The following is a 19,417-nucleotide window of genomic DNA, read 5'->3' as shown; positions in this document are numbered from 1 at the left end:
TAAAGTATAGATAGCATAGTTTTCGATTGTAGCAAGTTTAAATTTCACAAAGAAATTCTATCTTAGCATAGAAAACGCAATTAGCGTGGATTCAGGATGAATGTTAAAAGCAAAATCTAAGTAAATCCCTCTCCCACATCACTATAAAAACATAACGATACAGACATGCAAACAAAAAAAATAATTTATTTAGGAACACTTTTTTTATTCGTTGCAACAATTTATTCTTGCAAAACAATTCCTGAAAATGCAACAGCAGTGAAGCCATTTAATAAAGAGAAATATCTCGGAAAATGGTATGAAATCGCTAGATTAGATTTTATGTTTGAGAAGAATCTAAATAATACAACAGCAGAATATTCTCTAAGGGAAGATGGGACAATTAAAGTCGAAAATAAAGGATACAATATAAAAAAAGACAAGTGGACACAAGCGATTGGAAAGGCTAAATTTGTTGGTAACGAAGATATTGCAATGCTAAAAGTATCTTTCTTTGGTCCATTTTACGCTGGTTATAATGTAATCGCAATTGATAAAGAGTACAAGTATGCCTTAGTTGCAGGAAAGAGTACAAAGTATCTATGGATTTTATCTCGAGAAAATACTATTCCGGAGAATATTAAAAAAGATTACTTAAAAATTGCCGAGAATATCGGATACAATATAAAAGATCTTATTTGGGTAAAACATGATAAACAAAAGTAAGATTAACATACAATAATCTCATTCAATTGTGGAAATTGGCTAACTCTGCAGTTGATTTTTTTTAGATGTTCTGTAAGATATTTTTAAGCAAATTTAAATACAATTAACCAATAAAATATAGAAATAAATGAACGACAATAGGCTGTCAAAAAACCATAACGAAGATCTAATAAATGAGAAAAAAGATGTACATCCAAGTACTATTTTTAACGCAGTTCTAATTGGACTTCTTGTTGGGATTTCAATTTACAGCACTGTAAAAAATGGACTTGGATTTTTTACCTTTTTTCCACTATTCTTTGTTTATCTGTTGATTAGAAGAAGAAAAATAGTTAAAAAATAATATATTTTCACTGCTTTTTATACGTACAATTCTAGCGTATAAGTAATTTTAGCCAGCAATTAAAATAAATCCCGACCATGAATAAAATTCTTAAAGCAGCTTTATTATTTACACTGTACATTTCAGCACCAATAGCTTTTGCTCAAAAAAATGACTTCAAATATTATATTGCTGGTACGGATGAAAAACTCTACATTTTAAACCAAGATGGTAAACCGATTAGTAACGAAACCTATTCTTACATTGGAGAGTTTTCTGAAGGGTTATTTTTAGTTGAAAAAAGTGGGAAATTTGGATATATTGATAAGAAGGGTGCAATCGTCCTACCTTTTATATACGATCAGGCATCTAAAGTAATGAACGGAGTTGCAGCAGTCCAAATTGATGGGAAATATGGCCTGATAGATCAAAAGGGAAAGTATAAAATTATACCACAATATGAAGAACTTTATTTTGAAAATAATGATTCTGCTTTTTTAAAGTTTAAAAACAACGGATTATACGGTCTAATTAATAAAAGTGGCAAAGTAATCATTCCTAATAAATATGATAATCTTGGCGATATTGAAAATGGTTTTGTTGCAGCACAAAGTAATGGTAATTATGGTCTGATAGACCTTAAGGATAATGTTATTGCACCATTTATTTATACTTATTTAGGCAGTGTAAAAAACGGATATTCATTTTCTTTTAGTGAAAAAGGTAATCCTAAAATGGGTCTGATGAATTTAAGCGGTAAAGTGCTTTTAAATCCAGTTTACGACCATATTTATACGTCACTTGATGAAGTTCGATTAATCGAAAACAGAAAAAAAGGCATCGCTAATAAATACGGAATTGTACTGCTAAAACCGGAATACAGAAGTGATTTTGAAGGTTTCAACGACGGATTAATGCTTTTGGAGAAAGATGGAAAATTTGGTTTTACGAACATAAATGGCCAAATTGTAATTGATTTAATTTACGACGCGGCTAGACCATTCAGCGAAGGTTTAGCTCCAGTTTTAAAAGATGGGAGGTGGGGTTTTATCAATAAAAAAGGTGAAACCAGTATTGATTTTAAATTCGTTGGCGTGATGGTGTCTTTCCACGATGGTTTTGCAGCCTATGGAAAGCGAAAAGTTTCATCAGGTGGGCATTACACCACTGATAAATGGGGATTGATTGATAAAAAGGGAAACATTGTGATTCAAAACAAATACGACAATGTAATGGTTGCTTATAACAATAATTTTATAGTTGAACTAGACGGTAAGAAATTACTAATTAATGATAAAGAGGAAGTTATAGCCCTATTAAATTACGAGGAAAGTCCAGTGACAATTGGCAATTAAAATTAGTTCACTTTTAATATTATTACAGTTCATCTTTTCTAATCGTAGTACCAAATGGAATTCGTTTACGTAACTTACAATCAAATGTTTCTAATTCCAGATTCTGACAACGCATAAATATTGTTTTCATTACTACTTTAAACAAAGTACTACTACTTGCATTTAGGATATAATTCCTTTAAAAAAGACTTTATCAATAGGCAAAATTACACAAGAAAAGTATTTCAGCATTACACGTATTTAAATTGTAGTTTTGACCCTCATCCCCAAAACGTAAAAATTAGCATTCTTGTTAATTTAGCGTAGCAAAAAATCCCAAATCTATGTGGTGGCATTATCTTTTAGTTTTCCTAGGTGCGTTATTATTTGACATAGTGCCTTTTCCGTTTGCACCAGCGTTTACCATAATGGTCTTTTTCCAAATCCTTTTTAGTTTAAATGTTTGGGCTGTAATTGTTATTGGAGTTTTAGGTTCCGTGATCGGTCGCTATATTCTGCTTCTCTATGCTCCGTTAATGGCAAATAAGCTTTTAAAAGCTTCTAAAAATGAAGACATTAAATTTCTTGGTGATAAAATGAATGAGAACAAATGGAAAGGAGCTTTAGTAGTGCTTGCGTATTCATTGTTACCACTTCCTACGACGCCTCTCTTTTTAGGGGCTGGAATTTCAAAAATTAAACCCATTTATATTATTATTCCTTTTTTAATTGGGAAATTCACTAGTGATACCATCGCTTTACACCTAGGTAAATTTGCTGCTGAAAATCAACAAGACATTATTGACAACATTTTTTCGTGGCAGTCTATTGCTAGCTTTATGCTTGGATTCTTTATGTTATTTTGCTTGTTTTTTATCGATTGGCGTACTTTGATCCAGAATAAAAAATTAGCTTTTGATTTCAAAATCCTAAATTAATTTGTTCGCTCACTATTTTATAAATCCCATTTTGAATTGACAATCCAGCATCTACTTTAACACATTTGTTTTTTTATCTTAACTTAGGATTAAAATTAAGACGATGAAAATACTTTATATTATTCTGGGAATTACTGCTGTTGTGTTTGTCGCAGTTCAAATATTCGCCATTAGCGGCCAACAAAACATTGAAACTTATTCTTATAAAGTTGTAAAAAAATACAGCAATTTTGAAGTGCGCAATTACGAAGCAACATTATTTACGGCTGTTAAAATGTCGGGGAATAAATATAAAGAATCCTCTAGTAAAGGATTTTCAGTGTTAGCGGGATATATTTTTGGTGGAAATAAAGAGAAGGAAAAAATCGCAATGACTTCACCTGTAGCAATGTCATTAGGAGATTCAACTACCATGATGTTTATGGTTCCTAAAAAATTTAAAAAAGAAACGCTTCCGCAACCTAATGAATCCCAAATCGAATTCCGGGATGAACCAGCTAAAACTGTTGCTGCAATCACCTTTGGAGGTTGGGCTGATGATCAAAAAATAGCAATTAATAAGCAAAAGTTAATCGAAGCTCTTGAAGTTGAAGGAATTAAATATACCAATAGATTTTACTTCTTAGGCTATAATCCACCTTTTGAAGTCTTCAATCGAAAAAATGAAATTATTGTAGAGCTAGAGAAAAGCACCGCAGATAATTTCAAGTCATAAAAAATTCGTACGCACACAAAGTTATTGTTCTTTGATCTGTCCAATTCAGACGCCACACAAATTGCAATGAAGCAGTAATTACTAGAATTACATCAGTTTAAAATCATTTTTTAAATAGTAAGATATTGTCTTGTAGAATCTCTTTTACAGGATTTTTTATTTTTAAAAACGAGCGTTAAACCTTTTAATCCTATTACAGTCTTATCAATAGTTTTAACCCAACTCGCAATATTATGGACAATAACATACTTTGGTCATTACGCCTCGGTTTTTCAAGTAAAGAAGCAAAGGCTATTTCAGATTTGGGTTTGACAAAATTCCTTGAAAAGTCTTTTGCTTCGAAAGTAAAAAATGAAATTCCTGATTTCCTTGCAAATAGCCCTAAAACTGTTGACGATTTCAAACAACTCCGAATACAATATAAAACTGATGGAATTGAAGCGCGAAAGAAACTTCGAATTGCAGAAGCAAAGGTTTCATTGGATATGAAAACATCTTGGATTGAAAAAATGAGAACGGAAGAATTTCCGCTTCGAGAGAAAATGACTTGTTTTTGGCATAACCATTATGTGGCTACTTTTCAAAAAGTAAAAGTCAATTATTACATTTATCAACACCAGCAAATACTTGAAGAAAATGCATTTGGTAATTTTCGAGAGTTGACTAAAAAAATCTTAAAGAGCAATGCCATGGTTCGCTATTTGGATAACACCGATAATAAAAAAGGCAAAAACAATGAGAATTTGAGTCGGGAGTTATTAGAATTATTTACTCTTGGAATTGGAAATTATACCGAAGCTGATATTAAAAACGGCGCTAAAGCTCTTGCTGGTTTAGGAATTGGTGAAGACGGAGCTAAATACCGTCGCGCATTAGAAGATAATGATTCGAAAACTTACTTTGGAAAAACTGGAAACTTTAAGTCAGATGATCTAGTTGATATTATTTTCGAACAAAAAGAAATTCCTTATTTGATCACCCGAAAAATCTTGGCTTGGTTTATTTACGACACGCCACAAGATGCCTTAGTTAAATATTACGGTGACTATTTCAGAGAAATAGATTTTGAAATCAAACCTTTACTGACCAAAATTTTTACTGAAGAATTCACAAAAAATAATGCAGGTTCAAAAATTAAAAATCCTCTCGAATATACTTTACAATTAGTCTCAGAATTAAATATTGAAAATGTTAATCCTAAAACGATTGTATCTTTTTTAAAAGAACAAGGAATGGATTTATACAATCAACCAAATGTAAAAGGTTGGATAGGTGGTAATTCTTGGTTGACCTCACAAGTTTATTTGCAACGAAATACTGTTGCCGACTTGCTTTGCAGTGGACGTGGCGTGAATAGAAAAGCGATTAAATCGAAAGAGGAAATGAATGACAACAATCGCAAAATAAATAGTGCTAAAATTGAGTGGAAAAACAGCGGAAATAACAAACAAATTATTGCTGAATTAAAAGAGCGCCTACTTTATAATGTTGATGAAGCCACTCAAAAAGACTTTGAAACGATTATAAAATATGATTTCAATCCAAAAGCCGTAAATGCAGACCAAGTTGTTATGCGATTAGTAAACGCAATGGTAAAATTGCCAGAGTATCAATTGATTTAATTTAAAATTCTTGACAATGAACAGAAGAAACTTTTTGACACTTACGGGTACATTTACTGGTGGAGCACTACTATTGCCTGATTTTCTACATGCATTTGGTTCGCAAAAAAGTACAATTATTGGCGATCAATGTGTTGTTTTTGTCCAACTCAGTGGAGGAAACGATGGATTAAACACGTTTGTTCCTTTTGATAATCCGCTATATTATGACTTGCGTCCAAAAATAGCTTTGTCTAAAAATGATGTGGTAGGGAAAAATCAAGGCATGGCTTTTCACCCTGCTTTAAAAGGTTTTGCAGAGATGCAGCAAAATGGAGATTTATCGGTGATTCAAAATGTAGGATATCCAGAGCCAAATCGCTCTCATTTTCGAAGTCAAGAAATTTGGCAAACCGCATCAGCTTCTAATCAATATATCAATGAAGGTTGGCTGGGTCGCTATCTCGATTTACAATGTAAAGAGCATCAACCTACCGCTGGAATCAACTTAGATAACATTGACAATCTAGCTTTAAAAGGTCTAGAACCTAATTCTATTACTGTTAAGAATCCAAATATTTTTAAAACTAAAAATCAAAAAGAGGAAGCTGGCACTTTATCTTCAAATCCCCACTTAGATTTTGTTCGAAAAATCGCCAATTCAGTAACAGAAGGTTCTGATGAAATTCAGAAGGCATTGACAAAGTCGACATCAGAAATTAGTTACCCAAAAACAGGTTTGTCTACAAATTTAGCTTGGATTGCCCGATTAATAAAAGGAAATCTAAATTCAAAAGTCTATTATACATCGCTCAATGGATTTGACACACACGATAATCAACTGGGAATTCAAAATAATAAATTAACGGAATTGAATGATGCGCTTTTCAGTTTTTATACTGATTTAAAAAAGGCTTCGTTGATGCAAAATGTAACGGTTGTGGTGTTTTCAGAATTTGGACGACGAGTAAAAGACAATGGAAACGGAACAGATCACGGAACTGCCGCACCTATGTTCGTTATTGGCGGAAGAAACAAAGGAAAAATTATTGGAAATAATCCTAATCTCTCTGATTTAGATCAAGGAGATTTAAAGTATGAAACAGATTTTAGAAGTGTTTACGCCAGTTTACTGAAAGACAAATTAGACTTTGATTACACTACAATAGGAATTCAAAACAAAGCTTTAAAAGGACTATTTTAGAGATTTTTGATTACAGATTAACGATTTTTGATTTCAGATTTTGTGTTCGAAAATAAATTATTTACTTATCGAGATTCTCACATCAGAAATCAAAAATCGTTAATTACAGATCTTAAATAAAAATTACTGATTCAATGTTCCTTCGCTCTCTTCTTTCTTTTCTTTGTTTAGTAAACTTGGATCTTCTTTCGCTAACTTATTTTTAGTTGGAATTTTATAATTTACACTAAATCCAAAACGACGCGAATCACTTTTATTAGATAATAGTAAAGGCGTGTTGTATGAACTTACAACGGTGCGATTAGAATTGAAAATATCATCAGCACTAACAGATAGCGAAACTTGTCCTTTGAAAAACTTTTTTGAAAAGGTTAAATCAACTGTATTTCTCATTGGTTTTTCTACAATAAAATAGAAATAATTCCCTTTTGGAAACATATAATTGAAGTTGGCAATAAACTTAATTTCTTTTGGTAATACAATTTGTGACATCAAATTAAACATCCAGAAACCATTGGTTTTTATATCTGGAATTTGGTGATATTGATATGCTGTATAAACATATAGAAAGTTCATTGTATCAGGATTAACATTCATTTTCATAGTTTCTTTCAGTCCTTCCGTAAACAACATATAAGGAATAGGCATTCCAATATTAAAGTTATGAACCTTGATTTCTGGTACATTCACACTAGTATTAACAACAACGTCGTTTGTCAATAAAACTCTATTTACCACCTGGTTTTTAGCAGAACTCACATTATATCCAATAAATGCGTAATCAAAAGCACTTAATTTAACTTCGTAGTTATCGAAAATAGTAGGCTGTAAATTCGGGTTTCCAGTGTAATCTACATTTGGATTTTGATAGTTCGTATTATTTGGATTTAAAGAAGTTGTGCTAGGTAAACTAATTTTCTTATTATAGTTAACATTAAAATAAATAGCATCATCAAAGTTATATTGCGCGCTTGCATTTGGAAAAAAACGAAACTGTTTAAAAGGAATTAATGCAGCGGTATTTGTTTTTCCACTGATGTTATAATCTTCTGCTCTACCACCAACAATAAAATTAAATTTTTTAAATTTAGTTTGTAATTCACCATAAGCGGCGATAGTTTGTCGTTGATAATCCAAATTAACAACATTCATATTTTGAGCTTCAAAAAGTAGCGATTCGTACAGAGCGCCGAAACTTAATTTCCCTTCATCAGAAAATGCGATTGGTTGTGAATAATCAACCTTGGCATTGTATAATTTCTGATCAGATGCGTTATCTAATATAGAAGTATTGTTAATTCTTGAGTTTAGTATAAAGTCATTTTGACTGTCTTTAAAATTGAACTTAAATTCTAATTTCTTTGCCTTATCATCAAACTTTTTTTGGTACGTTACAACAAAATCTTGACGTAAACCGTCTGTAAATGAATCATCATTTGTAGTAAAACCAACTCCATTTCCTATGGTGTTACTGCTATTATTACTATAGTTCAAATCATAGTTAAGCAACAAGCGATCTTTGCCTAAGTCAAAAGTCAAAGCTGACTTTACAAAATTAGTTCTTCCTATTCGATCAGCATTTGTAGCAGAAAGTATTGAGCTTGCATTATTCTCATTTTTGGTCAATGAAGTAAATAAAGTGCTCTCATAATAACTTTGACCTAGATTTAGCTGCCAACCAAAATATTTATTTTTAGCACTCAACAGTAAACTATTATTTACGCGCCATCTTAAGCGATCGTAACTCGTTACATTAGTGCTATTAGTATAAGTAGCACTCAAATATTTTTTAGCGTTTGCATTAGTAATAATATTCATAATCGCGCCACCTGAAGTTGCTGGAAATTCAGCACCTGGTTGCGTTATAATTTCGATTTTTTCAATCGCATTTGCTGGCATTCCTTCTAGAAATGAATTTAGTTCATTTGTAGTAATGTTCAATGGTCTTCCATCTAAATAAACATCTAGTTGCTTCCCTTGATACATCATTCCTGCAATATCAGAAGCGATAAGACCGGGTAACTTTTTAATTCCTTCTAACACAGAACCGGAGTTCAAACTAGGTTGATTTGCAAAATCAAATATGGTACGGTCTGCTTTTTGTTCTACAGCTTTTTTGACTTTCACGATAGATACTTCGTTTAACTCTACTGCTTTTGCAGGCGTTTCTTGAGCTGTTATTGTAAAAAGACCTCCTAAAAGAAATAGGACTAAAAAGAAATTATTTTTCATCATTTGAGTTTTACTACCTATATAGACTCTTGTTAGGACTAATTGTTACATTTAAAACAGCTTATTATTAATGAAATACAACTTTGCTAATAATTGCTTCAGTTGTTTTAGTATAATTGGCGTGCTATTTTTAGTAAGAATTTAAAATAGAATTGTAGTTGCAGGATATAAACTAAGGATTAATCACGCTTACCTTGTAACTAAAGCCTATCTTTGCCCGCTTTTTAAAATTTAAAAAAATGACAAAGAACAGCGTATTAAAAGGAGTTTTCTTAGTTGCCATAGGAGCAACGAGCTACGGAATGCTAGCTACTTTTGTAAAAATAGCTTATGGCGAAGGGTTTACAACTGCCGAAGTAACTACTTCGCAATTTATATATGGGATTATTGGGATATTTATTTTGAATCTATTTCAAAAGGTAAAAAATAAAAACACAGCAATAAAAGCTACAAAAAAGAATATTGTTCATTTAATGTTGGCAGGAACTTCATTAGGAACGACCAGTCTTTTTTATTATTTGGCTGTTAAATACATTCCCGTATCAATTGGTATTGTCTTACTGATGCAAACGGTTTGGATGGGAGTTTTGTTAGAAATGATTTTAGAGAAAAAAATCCCTTCGACACAAAAAATAGTTTCAGTGGTTATTGTTTTAATTGGAACGGCACTTGCAACTAATCTGATTAATAACGAGGTTCAACTGGATTGGCGCGGAATTATGTGGGGCTTTTTGGCGGCAGCCTCATTCACGACCACTATGTTTACAGCAAATCGTGTCGCAGTTAATATTTCCTCTGCACAGCGCAGTCTATATATGATTTTAGGAGGTGCAGTAATTGTTTTTACTTTTGCTTTGTTTACACAAGTTACTCCGTTCAACTATGATATTTTTATTAAGTGGGGAATTATTATGGCTCTTTTTGGAACTATTATTCCACCTATGCTTTTAAATGCAGGCTTTCCACTGACTGGTATTGGACTGGGAAGTATTGTATCAGCATTAGAGCTTCCGGTTTCAGTAATGATGGCTTACACTCTACTAAATGAAAATGTAGAACCGCTACAATGGTTTGGAATTCTATTAATTATAGTTGCTATAGTAATCATGAATGTTAATTTCAGAAAAGGAGTTTCAGCAAATACCCATTAAAACTTTAAAAAAACACAATTGAAGTCATTGATTTTTTCATAAATTCGTAAGAAACAAATTTAGTATGGAATTACATTGGCATATATATGTGATGGCGTTTATCTATGTAATCGCAGGAATCAATCATTTTAGAAATCCTCGTCTTTATATCAAAATTATTCCGCCCTATTTCCCAAATCCAAAAGCGTTAAATGCGATAAGTGGAGTTGCCGAGATACTATTAGGCATTGGATTATGCATTCCTGCCGTTTCTAATTATGCTGCATGGGGAGTGATCGCTTTGTTGATTGCAATTTTTCCAGCACACATTTATATGTATTTTGACGAAAAAGCTCGAATGGGATTGCCAAAATGGGTTTTACTTTTGCGAATGCCTTTACAGATAGCTTTAATCTACTGGGCTTATCAATATACGTAGACCAATGAGTTCATTATTCGAATCCTCACAAGAACCTTTATTTCTAGGATTAGCTGATGCTGACATAATTTACTATCCTGAATTTTTCGATAAAACATCTGCCAATTTAATGTTTGCTGAATTACAAAAAGATGTTTTGTGGCAGCAGGATCAAATTAGAGTTTATGGCAAGGTTCACCCACAACCGCGACTAACCGCTTTGTATGGAAATGAAGGTCTGAACTATTCCTATTCCAATATTAAAATGCAACCTCATCCATGGAATTTGCTTTTGCAAAAGATAAAAACAGCAGTTGAAAATGTTTCCAAAAATGAATTTAGTACTGTCTTACTTAATTATTATCGCAATGGCAAAGACAGTAATGGCTGGCATGCTGATAACGAAAAAGAATTAGGTATAAATCCAACAATTGCATCGGTAAGTTTTGGTGCTGAACGTGTTTTCCAGTTAAAACACAATACTGACAAAGAGCAAAAAAGAAGTATTGTTTTGCAACATGGTAGTTTACTGCTGATGAAAGGAACAACTCAACATTTCTGGAAACATCAAATTCCCAAAACGGCGAAGCCTATTGAATCCCGAATAAACCTCACGTTCAGACTTATAAAGTAATATTTGTATTCAAAATTTATTATATTTGATATTAGTACTTTTATTCATGAATGATATCATTTCATATTTTTCTACAATATCCTCCTCTCATAGAAGTCTAATCCTAGTGAGTGGAATTACCATATTTTGGCTAATCGAAAATGCCTTTCCACTCTTTAAATTTAATTATAAGAAATGGCATCACGCAGGAATAAATATTTTCTTGACGGGAACTACTATCATAGTTAATTTTTTCTTGGCTTTTATTTTATTAAAAACAGCAGATTGGACTATTTCCAATAATTTTGGCATCTTGCAGTGGCTTCCTGAAATGTCGATTTGGCTTTATGCGCTTGTGGGACTACTTTTACTCGATTTAATTGGAGCTTACTTGGTTCATTTAGTGGAGCACAAAGTGAAGGTTTTATGGCGCTTCCACCTTATTCATCATACTGATACTTGGATTGACACTACAACGGCCAATAGACACCATCCTGGGGAAAGTATTATTCGATTTACATTTACAGCATTAGGAGTTTTAATTATTGGAACACCGATGTGGATGGTGTTTCTTTACCAAACTTTATCTGTAATTGCGACACAATTTAACCACGCTAATATCTCACTACCAAAAAAATTAGACACGCTTTTAAGTTATATTATCGTTTCACCAGACATGCATAAAGTACATCATCATCACGTTTTGCCCTACACCGATAGTAATTATGGAAATATATTTTCTATTTGGGATCGCTTGTTTGGCACTTTTATGAAATTACCTAACGAGGAAATCGTGTATGGAATAGACACGCATCCCAACGCAAAGCAGCACAATGACTTAAAAAATTTATTGAAAATACCTTTTCAAAAACAGCCAATTAAATAAATAAACGAAATTGTATAAAAAAACAGATCTTTTGATAAAATCTAAGTAAATTTTTCTTAATATTGGTACCAAATTAGAAATGTAATTTATTAATCATTAACAACTTATTTGAATTAATTTTCACGTGATGAAAAAGAGTAACCGAAAAGAATTGAACTGGGAGCAAACAGAAAAACTTGTTACAATGGCTTTAGAAGAAAAGAATCCTTTTGAAACTATAAAAAAAGAATTTGGTCTGGCCGAAAAAGAAATTCTGGAAATCATGAAAAAGAAGATGCCAGCAGAAAAATTCGAAATGTGGAGAAAAAAAGCAGTGGCAAATAAACCAAAACCAAAACCAGTTAAAATTGATGATTTTGACGAAGATTTGGACGGTAAATATTATATAAAAAATAAACTAGACTAGTTTTATAACTCCCGTACTACAGGAGTTTTTTTATTTAAATAAAAAAATCCAATCTTTGAATTTTACTTCAGAGATTGGATTTTTTAATAAACCAATTTAAATATTATTTTTCGACTTTTTGAAAATCTTGTCTTACTTTCTGTTCTTTTAAAATACTTTGCATAAAAGGAGCGGTTGCACTTTCAATTTCACTTTCAGTAATAACTAATGCATTAGCATCCTTTACTAATTTTAACCAAGGTTTAGGAGCTTTAAAATCATAAGCACCAAAAACTATCACTGGTGTACCTTTTACTTTCACAGTTTCAGGATTTGCTAATTCCCATTGCTCAGCCCATTCATATAATTTACGTGCATCTTTTTCTTGCAATCTCAAACAAGAGTGAGAAGCTGGATAACCAGGTAATGTATATTGATGCCATCCTACACCCAATTTGTTTTCAATATTAAAGTTCCAACGAAGTTCCCACTCATCGTCAAAAGTACTTGTTGTTTCCTCCGCTTTCCAGTTTGTAAAAAACAGTCCCGTTGGAGTTTTATCTTTTTCTCTCCCCATATTAGTAGGACCAGTATAAATCAATTCCCCTTTTTCATAAGCCGCAAATGTTTGCGTAGGATACGAGAAGAAAACAATTTTATTGATTTCTTTTAATGCTGGCACAGATACTGGAAATGGTAAATAAAACTCGATGTCTCCAGTCATATCATCTGGAATAACAACTGAATCCATTTTTCTAAAATTGGCAGCATCAGTTCTATTGACAGCATAAGCAATATTAAAATTAGTGCTGTCACTGCTGTTTTTTGCTAACCACTCTTTAGCACTTTCTAAATGGAATGATCTATTTTTAGGTTCGTTTCTTTCTTTAACAGGAACAGTTTCTACTGTAGAGTCCGTTTTTTCTTGTTGTTTACAAGAAAATATTAAAAGCGCCGTGCTAAATGTTAGAAGAAGGGCTATTTTTTTCATAATCGATATTCTTTTTGTTACTATAAAATTAAAACTTTGATTTTACAAAAATGAGCTATTTACACAGATAAAACATTACACAATTAATACCTTTTCTTGTCTAATTCATACCTAACAAAATCACTAACTTCGGTCACTTTATACAAATGTTAATAGTATGCCATTTTACTTTTTTAAAGTCAATTAAAAAATCTAATGTTTTAACTTTGCTAATCACAGTACAAAAACTATCAAAATGAACGATTTAAAAAATAAAAATGCCCTTATAACAGGCGCTGGAAAAGGAATTGGTAAAGCAGTAGCGCTTGCATTAGCGAAAGAAGGCGTTAATGTAATTTTAATGTCGAGAACACAATCTGATTTAGATGAAGTAGCAAAAGAAGTGAATGCATTAGGTGTAAAGTCTCTTACTGTAATAGCTGATGTTGCTGATATAGATTCAGTGAATTCGGCTGTGGAGCAAGCTTTAACTGAGTTTAAAACAATTGATATTCTAATTAATAATGCAGGAATTGCTGCCTTTGGCAAATTCTTAGAATTAGAACCAGCAGCTTGGGAAAATATTATCAAGATAAATTTAATGGGAACTTATTATGTAACGCGTGCAGTATTACCTAATATGATTGAAAGACAAGTGGGTGATATCATTAATATTTCGTCAACTGCAGGACTTAATGGAAACGCAATGACTAGTGCGTATAGCGCATCTAAATTTGCAGTTTTAGGATTGACTGACTCGTTGATGCAAGAAGTGCGCAAATACAACATACGTGTTACCGCATTGACGCCAAGTACAGTTGCTACAAACATGGCTAAGGAATTAAATCTTACTGATGGTAATCCAGATAAAGTAATGCAAGCTGAAGATATGGCGGAGTTAATTATCGCGCAGTTGAAATTAAACAGAAGAGTATTTATTAAAAATAGCAGTATTTGGTCTACTAATCCATAATTACATTACCTCCTAAACAACAAAACCCCTCATAAAAAAGGGGTTTTGTTGTTTTTATATTTTAATTTTTCATAATAACCAAACTTCTTTTGAAGATGACCGAGAATAGGATTTAAATTAAGGCTGAAATAAATTCCATTCTAACACTTCCATCTTCATCAATTTTAGTCAGATTGATTTCATGTAATGTATTCACTAATTCTGGGTTCCATGGTGTTTTTACTTTTACGTAATTTTCGGTAAACCCGTGAATATATCCTTCTTTATTTTCGCTTTCAAAAAGCACTGTTCTATTACTTCCTAATTGGCTTTCATAAAATGCACGACGTTTTTTAACTGATAATCCACGCATCATTTTACTTCTCTTTGCACGAACATTAGCGGGAACAATTCCTTCCATTGTAGCAGCTTCTGTATTGTCTCTTTCTGAATATGTAAAAACATGTAAGTAGGAAATATCCATTTCGTTCAAGAAATTGTAAGTCTCTAAAAAGTGTTCATCAGTCTCGCCAGGAAAACCAACAATTACATCCACTCCAATGCAGGCATGTGGCATAACTTCACGTATCTTATTTACTCGCTCAGTATAAATTTCGCGCAGATAACGACGCTTCATCAACTTTAAAATAGCATTGCTGCCTGATTGTAAAGGAATATGAAAATGAGGTACAAAAGTTCTACTTTTTGATACAAATTCAATGGTTTCGTTTTTTAATAAGTTCGGTTCTATAGAAGAAATTCGCAAACGTTCAATTCCTTCTACTTTGTCTAATTCCTGCACTAACTCAAGAAAAGTATGCTCGTGTTTTTTATTACCAAACTCTCCTTTTCCGTAATCTCCAATATTTACTCCTGTAAGAACAATTTCCTTTATATTTTGATCAGAAATGTCTTTAGCGTTTTTCAACACATTTTGTAATTCATCACTTCTAGAAATTCCTCTTGCTAATGGAATGGTGCAATAGGTACATTTATAATCACATCCATCTTGCACTTTTAAAAATGCACGAGTTCTATCACCAATGGAATAACTTCCTACATAAAAGTCAGCTTCTGAAATTTCGCAAGAATGTACTTCGCCCATATCATTCTTGGACAAATCATTAATGTAATCAGTAATTTTAAATTTTTCAGTGGCACCCAGAACTAGATCCACACCGTCAACAGCAGCTAATTCCTCAGGTTTTAGTTGGGCGTAACAACCTACTGCAGCAACAAAAGCTTTGTTATTTAATTTCATTGCTTTCTTTACAATCTGCTTGAATTGTTTATCTGCGTTTTCAGTAACTGAACATGTGTTTATCACATACATATCAGCAACTTCTTCAAAATCTACACGGTCAAATCCTTCATCCTCAATAGAGCGCGCAATAGTTGATGTTTCTGAAAAGTTTAATTTGCAACCCAGCGTATAAAAAGCAACTTTTTTTCTATTTTCCATAATAACTCTTAAACTAATGAAATCGTTGTCAAAAAATTTAAGTGTGCAAATTTACAAACTATAATCCACTAAATCGAAGCAGTGCAATATTTATTAATAAGGAAATCCGATACTTAGACTACTTTATAGAATAAATATCGGATTATAAGTTATTTTGAATACATTCTCAATTCAATATAAATCTTCTCACTACTTCAGCAACTCCATGATTATTATTTGAGGCAACAATAACATCAGCAATATGTCTTAAATCTGAATCAACATTATCAACCCAAACTCCTAGTCCTGCATATTCAATCATCGATAAATCGTTACCAGCATTGCCAACAGCGATAATTTCACTTTGAAGAATATTTAATCTATCTGCTAGAAATTTTACACTCGCCGCTTTATCAATTCCGTTTGGTGCCACTTCTAAGAAAAATGGCTTTGACATAGAAACACTCAAATGAGGCATCGCTAATTTTAGGTCGGTTTCAACCTTTTTCAGATAACTCGGTTCCTCTAATAATATGCATTTTACTGCCGATGAAGTAACCGCTTGCTTAAAATTAGGAACTTTATTATGTTGTAATCCTGTTATATTTTTTTCAATTGCTATATATTCTGAATCCGTTTCGCTGACAATTTTACCATCAATATAAGTAATGATATGTGTTTTGCTTGCTACACTGTAATCATACAATTCATGAATTTGTTGTTGCGTCAGAGTTTGTTCAAACAGCACTTTATCTTCCTTCAAGTCAGTAACGACTGCACCGTTAAAAGACAGCATGTAAGAATTATTTTGATCTAATTTTAATTCCTTAGCGAAATTAATCATTGCTAAAGTAGGTCTACCAGAAGCCAAAACAACGTAAACACCTAACTCTTGAGCTTTAAAAAGCATCTCTTTATTCTCATCTGAAATTTTATGGTCATCTGTCAACAAGGTATCATCCATGTCCAGTACCAGCATTTTATATTTCATTTAATTCTTTTAGCAATTAAAATTTGAGTTTAGATACTCATTCTAAACTCTTCAATTACTGGATTTACTTTTGCAAATTCTGTTTCTTGAACAAATAATTCTACTGCTAAATCTGAATTTCCAAAACCACCCAATCGAGCAGATTGTATATTATTTTTAGCTACAACATCTACACCTATTGCTTCAATTTTTTCTTGTAGAGCCATAGCAAGAATTTCGCTTCCTGAAAATACTTTCATTAATCCCATGATATTGTTTTTTATTTATTAGTACTAATTCTTTTCTTCTAAATCAGATTCGTCAACAATGTCGTCTTTATCCTCGTCTTGAATTTCTTCGTCTTCATCATCTTCATCTTCATCCTCTTCATCCATTTCAAAAATGAAAGGTTCAACCAACATTTTTTCAATTAAAATCTCTATTCTTTCTGTGATCTGATTAGCAAAAACAATTCTTTGCGTTTTACTAATACTATTTGAAAGACGCATAATTTTAGTTTCATGGCGCAATTTCAACATAGGATCTGGATCATCTACAATAAACATTTTTAAACGGTTCACATTAAAACCTGCTGTAGTGAACATATCGTTTAATTTATTTGGTGTACCAATCAATACGTCTACTCCTGTAGAAATATAATTTTTGTCGTACTCCATATCTCCTTTGTCGTGCACTCCATAAACTTGTAGCTCGGTATGCTTGCCGTATTTTTCAAAAAGCGCTTCCATTTCTAAAACCTTTGCTTTATCTTCTACAATGATTAAAGCGCGTGGTGACTCTTCCGTCTCTTTAGCTAATTGCTGAATAACATTCAGAACAATTGTAGTAGTTTTTCCACTTCCTGCTTCAGAGATAATTAGACAGTCTGCACCACTTTTTATCGTCGAGAACGTTTCCTGCTGCAGCTCATTAGCTTCAGTTAAACCATTCTCAATTAAAGCTTCTTGTAGCTTTTCGTTTATTTTTTTTAATTTCATTTTTCTATAGCTTAAAGCTTATTCAATATTTATTCGAATGGAACTCTTTAAATTAAGTAACACACTCGTTTTTTTCATAATCCCATTTTAACTCGGCATCTAAACAACTATCGATTTGAAAAAATCTAAAAAGTTTAAATCCTAAAAATAATACAAGAAGCATTATTAATACGATGGCAGCGTTTTTAAATTTTATCATAAATGTTACCGCTGAAAAGAAAATCTATTTACTAGCAAACAACTTTACATCATTCTCTGAGATTTCTGTTCCTCCAAGAATAATTAATCGTTCGACTACATTTCGCAGTTCACGAATGTTTCCTGTCCAGTCATATGCTTGCAATAGGTTTATAGCTGCCGCTGAAAACTTCTTCACTGCATTTCCTTGTTCAGTAGCGATTTTATTTGCAAAGTGACTAATCAACATTGGAATATCATCACGTCTTTCATTTAAAGCAGGAACTTTTATTAGTATCACTGCTAATCGATGGTACAAATCCTCACGGAAACGACCTTCCGCAATTTCCACTTTTAAATCTTTATTAGTAGCCGCAACTACTCGTACATCGACTTTTATATCTTTATCTGCTCCTACTCTAGTAATCATGCTTTCTTGTAGAGCTCGTAACACTTTAGCTTGAGCTGAAAGGCTCATATCACCAATTTCATCTAAGAAAATAGTTCCTTTATCTGCTGCTTCAAATTTTCCAGCACGATCTTTCACCGCTGATGTAAAAGCTCCTTTTACATGACCAAACAATTCACTTTCTATTAATTCTGACGGAATAGCAGCACAATTTACTTCGATTAAAGGAAAATTAGCGCGCACACTTTTTTCGTGTAACTGATGCGCAACTAATTCTTTACCAGTTCCATTTGGACCCGTTATAAGAACTCTAGCTTCCGTTTCTGCTACTTTATCAATCATTACTTTAATATGATTAATAGCTTCGCTTTCGCCAATCATTTCGTAGTTTTTACTAACCTTTTTCTTTAAGATTTTGTTCTCTACTACGAGTTGTTTTTTGTCTAAAGCATTTCGAACTGTATTCAATAAACGGTTTAAATCTGGTGGTTTTGATATATAATCAAAAGCACCTAAACGCATTGTATTTATTGCAGTTTCCATATCACCGTGACCAGAAATCATAACCATAGGGATTTCAGGTTTGATTTTCTTTACTGCTTCTAGAACCTCAACACCGTCCATTTTAGGCATTTTGATATCACATAAAACAAGATCGTAATCGTTATTTTTTATTTTCTCAAAACCTATTAAACCATCTTCTGCTTCTTCTACTTGATAGGTATCATTTTCTTCAGAAAGAATTTTATTTAAAACTCTACGTATTGCAGCTTCGTCTTCTATTATTAATATTTTCGGCATGTTTTTACTTTTTTTTAATGGCTTAAAATTTACTTTGGCTTATAATTTCGATTTTGTCTTAAAACCTTATATCAATTTGCAAATAATATGCCCTAGCCCCGATTGAAATGAAAATCCTTATATAATTCGCCCTAGCGAGTAATAAAAGATTGTAATGTAAATCGGGAAATAGCTCCTTAAAATTAATTATTTTTTTGTGGAAACTCAAATAATTGG

20 protein-coding genes are annotated in these 19,417 nt (G+C 32.3%); 13 read left to right on the top strand and 7 right to left on the bottom strand.

Features of this window, described 5'->3' with window-relative positions; translation table 11 throughout:
• The first annotated feature begins 165 nt into the window (after positions 1-165).
• The 7 genes from BC961_RS10990 (at position 166) to BC961_RS10960 (ending at position 6,819) form a co-directional block, all read left to right on the top strand.
• The gene (locus BC961_RS10990) at positions 166-705 is read left to right on the top strand and encodes a lipocalin family protein (protein ID WP_121925905.1); all 540 of its coding nucleotides are present in this window, start codon (positions 166-168) and stop codon (positions 703-705) included.
• A 127-nt stretch (positions 706-832) separates the two neighbouring features.
• Positions 833-1,048 carry an FUSC family protein gene (locus tag BC961_RS10985; protein WP_121925904.1) on the top strand — a complete coding sequence of 72 codons (216 nt, stop codon included), beginning with the start codon at positions 833-835 and terminating at the stop codon, positions 1,046-1,048.
• 77 nt (positions 1,049-1,125) lie between these two features.
• Positions 1,126-2,382, top strand: coding sequence for a WG repeat-containing protein (locus BC961_RS10980; RefSeq protein WP_121925903.1), 1,257 nt, complete (start codon positions 1,126-1,128; stop codon positions 2,380-2,382).
• Positions 2,383-2,705: 323 nt separating this feature from the next.
• On the top strand, positions 2,706-3,299 hold the full coding sequence (locus tag BC961_RS10975) for a hypothetical protein (RefSeq protein WP_121925902.1): 594 nt from the start codon (positions 2,706-2,708) through the stop codon (positions 3,297-3,299).
• A 103-nt stretch (positions 3,300-3,402) separates the two neighbouring features.
• Entirely contained in the window at positions 3,403-4,014 is a 612-nt protein-coding gene (locus tag BC961_RS10970) for an SOUL family heme-binding protein (protein WP_121925901.1), read from the top strand.
• Between the two features lie 233 nt (positions 4,015-4,247).
• Positions 4,248-5,636: a DUF1800 domain-containing protein gene (locus BC961_RS10965; RefSeq protein ID WP_121925900.1), complete on the top strand. Its 1,389-nt coding sequence runs from the start codon at positions 4,248-4,250 to the stop codon at positions 5,634-5,636.
• A 16-nt stretch (positions 5,637-5,652) separates the two neighbouring features.
• On the top strand, positions 5,653-6,819 hold the full coding sequence (locus tag BC961_RS10960) for a DUF1501 domain-containing protein (RefSeq protein ID WP_121925899.1): 1,167 nt from the start codon (positions 5,653-5,655) through the stop codon (positions 6,817-6,819).
• A gap of 123 nt (positions 6,820-6,942) precedes the next feature.
• Here the strand turns inward: BC961_RS10960 and BC961_RS10955 are convergent, their stop codons facing one another.
• Positions 6,943-9,051, bottom strand: a complete 2,109-nt coding sequence (locus BC961_RS10955) for a TonB-dependent receptor domain-containing protein (RefSeq protein ID WP_121926126.1) — start codon at positions 9,049-9,051, stop codon at positions 6,943-6,945.
• A 239-nt stretch (positions 9,052-9,290) separates the two neighbouring features.
• Here BC961_RS10955 and BC961_RS10950 point away from each other — a divergent pair, with 239 nt between their 5' ends.
• The 5 genes from BC961_RS10950 (at position 9,291) to BC961_RS10930 (ending at position 12,504) form a co-directional block, all read left to right on the top strand.
• Complete coding sequence (locus BC961_RS10950; protein WP_121925898.1) at positions 9,291-10,202, top strand: EamA family transporter; 912 nt, start codon at positions 9,291-9,293, stop codon at positions 10,200-10,202.
• A 64-nt stretch (positions 10,203-10,266) separates the two neighbouring features.
• Positions 10,267-10,620 (top strand): DoxX family protein, encoded by a 354-nt coding sequence (locus BC961_RS10945; RefSeq protein WP_121925897.1) that lies wholly within the window; start codon positions 10,267-10,269, stop codon positions 10,618-10,620.
• A gap of 4 nt (positions 10,621-10,624) precedes the next feature.
• Positions 10,625-11,233: an alpha-ketoglutarate-dependent dioxygenase AlkB family protein gene (locus BC961_RS10940; protein WP_121925896.1), complete on the top strand. Its 609-nt coding sequence runs from the start codon at positions 10,625-10,627 to the stop codon at positions 11,231-11,233.
• 46 nt (positions 11,234-11,279) lie between these two features.
• Positions 11,280-12,098, top strand: coding sequence for a sterol desaturase family protein (locus BC961_RS10935; RefSeq protein WP_121925895.1), 819 nt, complete (start codon positions 11,280-11,282; stop codon positions 12,096-12,098).
• A 127-nt stretch (positions 12,099-12,225) separates the two neighbouring features.
• A complete protein-coding gene (locus tag BC961_RS10930; RefSeq protein ID WP_121925894.1) occupies positions 12,226-12,504 on the top strand; it encodes a DUF2805 domain-containing protein in 279 nt (92 codons plus the stop codon).
• Between the two features lie 103 nt (positions 12,505-12,607).
• Here BC961_RS10930 and BC961_RS10925 read toward each other — a convergent pair whose 3' ends face one another.
• Positions 12,608-13,474, bottom strand: a complete 867-nt coding sequence (locus BC961_RS10925; RefSeq protein ID WP_121925893.1) for a L,D-transpeptidase — start codon at positions 13,472-13,474, stop codon at positions 12,608-12,610.
• Between the two features lie 235 nt (positions 13,475-13,709).
• Here BC961_RS10925 and BC961_RS10920 point away from each other — a divergent pair, with 235 nt between their 5' ends.
• Positions 13,710-14,426: a 3-ketoacyl-ACP reductase gene (locus BC961_RS10920; protein WP_121925892.1), complete on the top strand. Its 717-nt coding sequence runs from the start codon at positions 13,710-13,712 to the stop codon at positions 14,424-14,426.
• Between the two features lie 112 nt (positions 14,427-14,538).
• On the opposite strand, the gene mtaB is transcribed toward BC961_RS10920, so the two are convergent.
• The 5 genes from mtaB to BC961_RS10895 form a co-directional block, all read right to left on the bottom strand.
• The gene (gene mtaB, locus BC961_RS10915; protein ID WP_121925891.1) at positions 14,539-15,867 is read right to left on the bottom strand and encodes a tRNA (N(6)-L-threonylcarbamoyladenosine(37)-C(2))-methylthiotransferase MtaB; all 1,329 of its coding nucleotides are present in this window, start codon (positions 15,865-15,867) and stop codon (positions 14,539-14,541) included.
• Positions 15,868-16,033: 166 nt separating this feature from the next.
• Positions 16,034-16,837 carry a Cof-type HAD-IIB family hydrolase gene (locus BC961_RS10910; RefSeq protein WP_121925890.1) on the bottom strand — a complete coding sequence of 268 codons (804 nt, stop codon included), beginning with the start codon at positions 16,835-16,837 and terminating at the stop codon, positions 16,034-16,036.
• A gap of 29 nt (positions 16,838-16,866) precedes the next feature.
• Positions 16,867-17,085, bottom strand: a complete 219-nt coding sequence (locus tag BC961_RS10905; protein ID WP_121925889.1) for a DUF2007 domain-containing protein — start codon at positions 17,083-17,085, stop codon at positions 16,867-16,869.
• A 24-nt stretch (positions 17,086-17,109) separates the two neighbouring features.
• Positions 17,110-17,814 (bottom strand): DEAD/DEAH box helicase, encoded by a 705-nt coding sequence (locus tag BC961_RS10900; RefSeq protein WP_121925888.1) that lies wholly within the window; start codon positions 17,812-17,814, stop codon positions 17,110-17,112.
• Between the two features lie 223 nt (positions 17,815-18,037).
• The gene (locus BC961_RS10895; protein WP_121925887.1) at positions 18,038-19,201 is read right to left on the bottom strand and encodes a sigma-54-dependent transcriptional regulator; all 1,164 of its coding nucleotides are present in this window, start codon (positions 19,199-19,201) and stop codon (positions 18,038-18,040) included.
• Positions 19,202-19,417 lie beyond the last annotated feature (216 nt).

The organism is Flavobacterium weaverense (assembly GCF_003688495.1).
Classification (GTDB): domain Bacteria; phylum Bacteroidota; class Bacteroidia; order Flavobacteriales; family Flavobacteriaceae; genus Flavobacterium; species Flavobacterium weaverense.
This window is presented reverse-complemented; position numbering and strand designations above follow the sequence as displayed.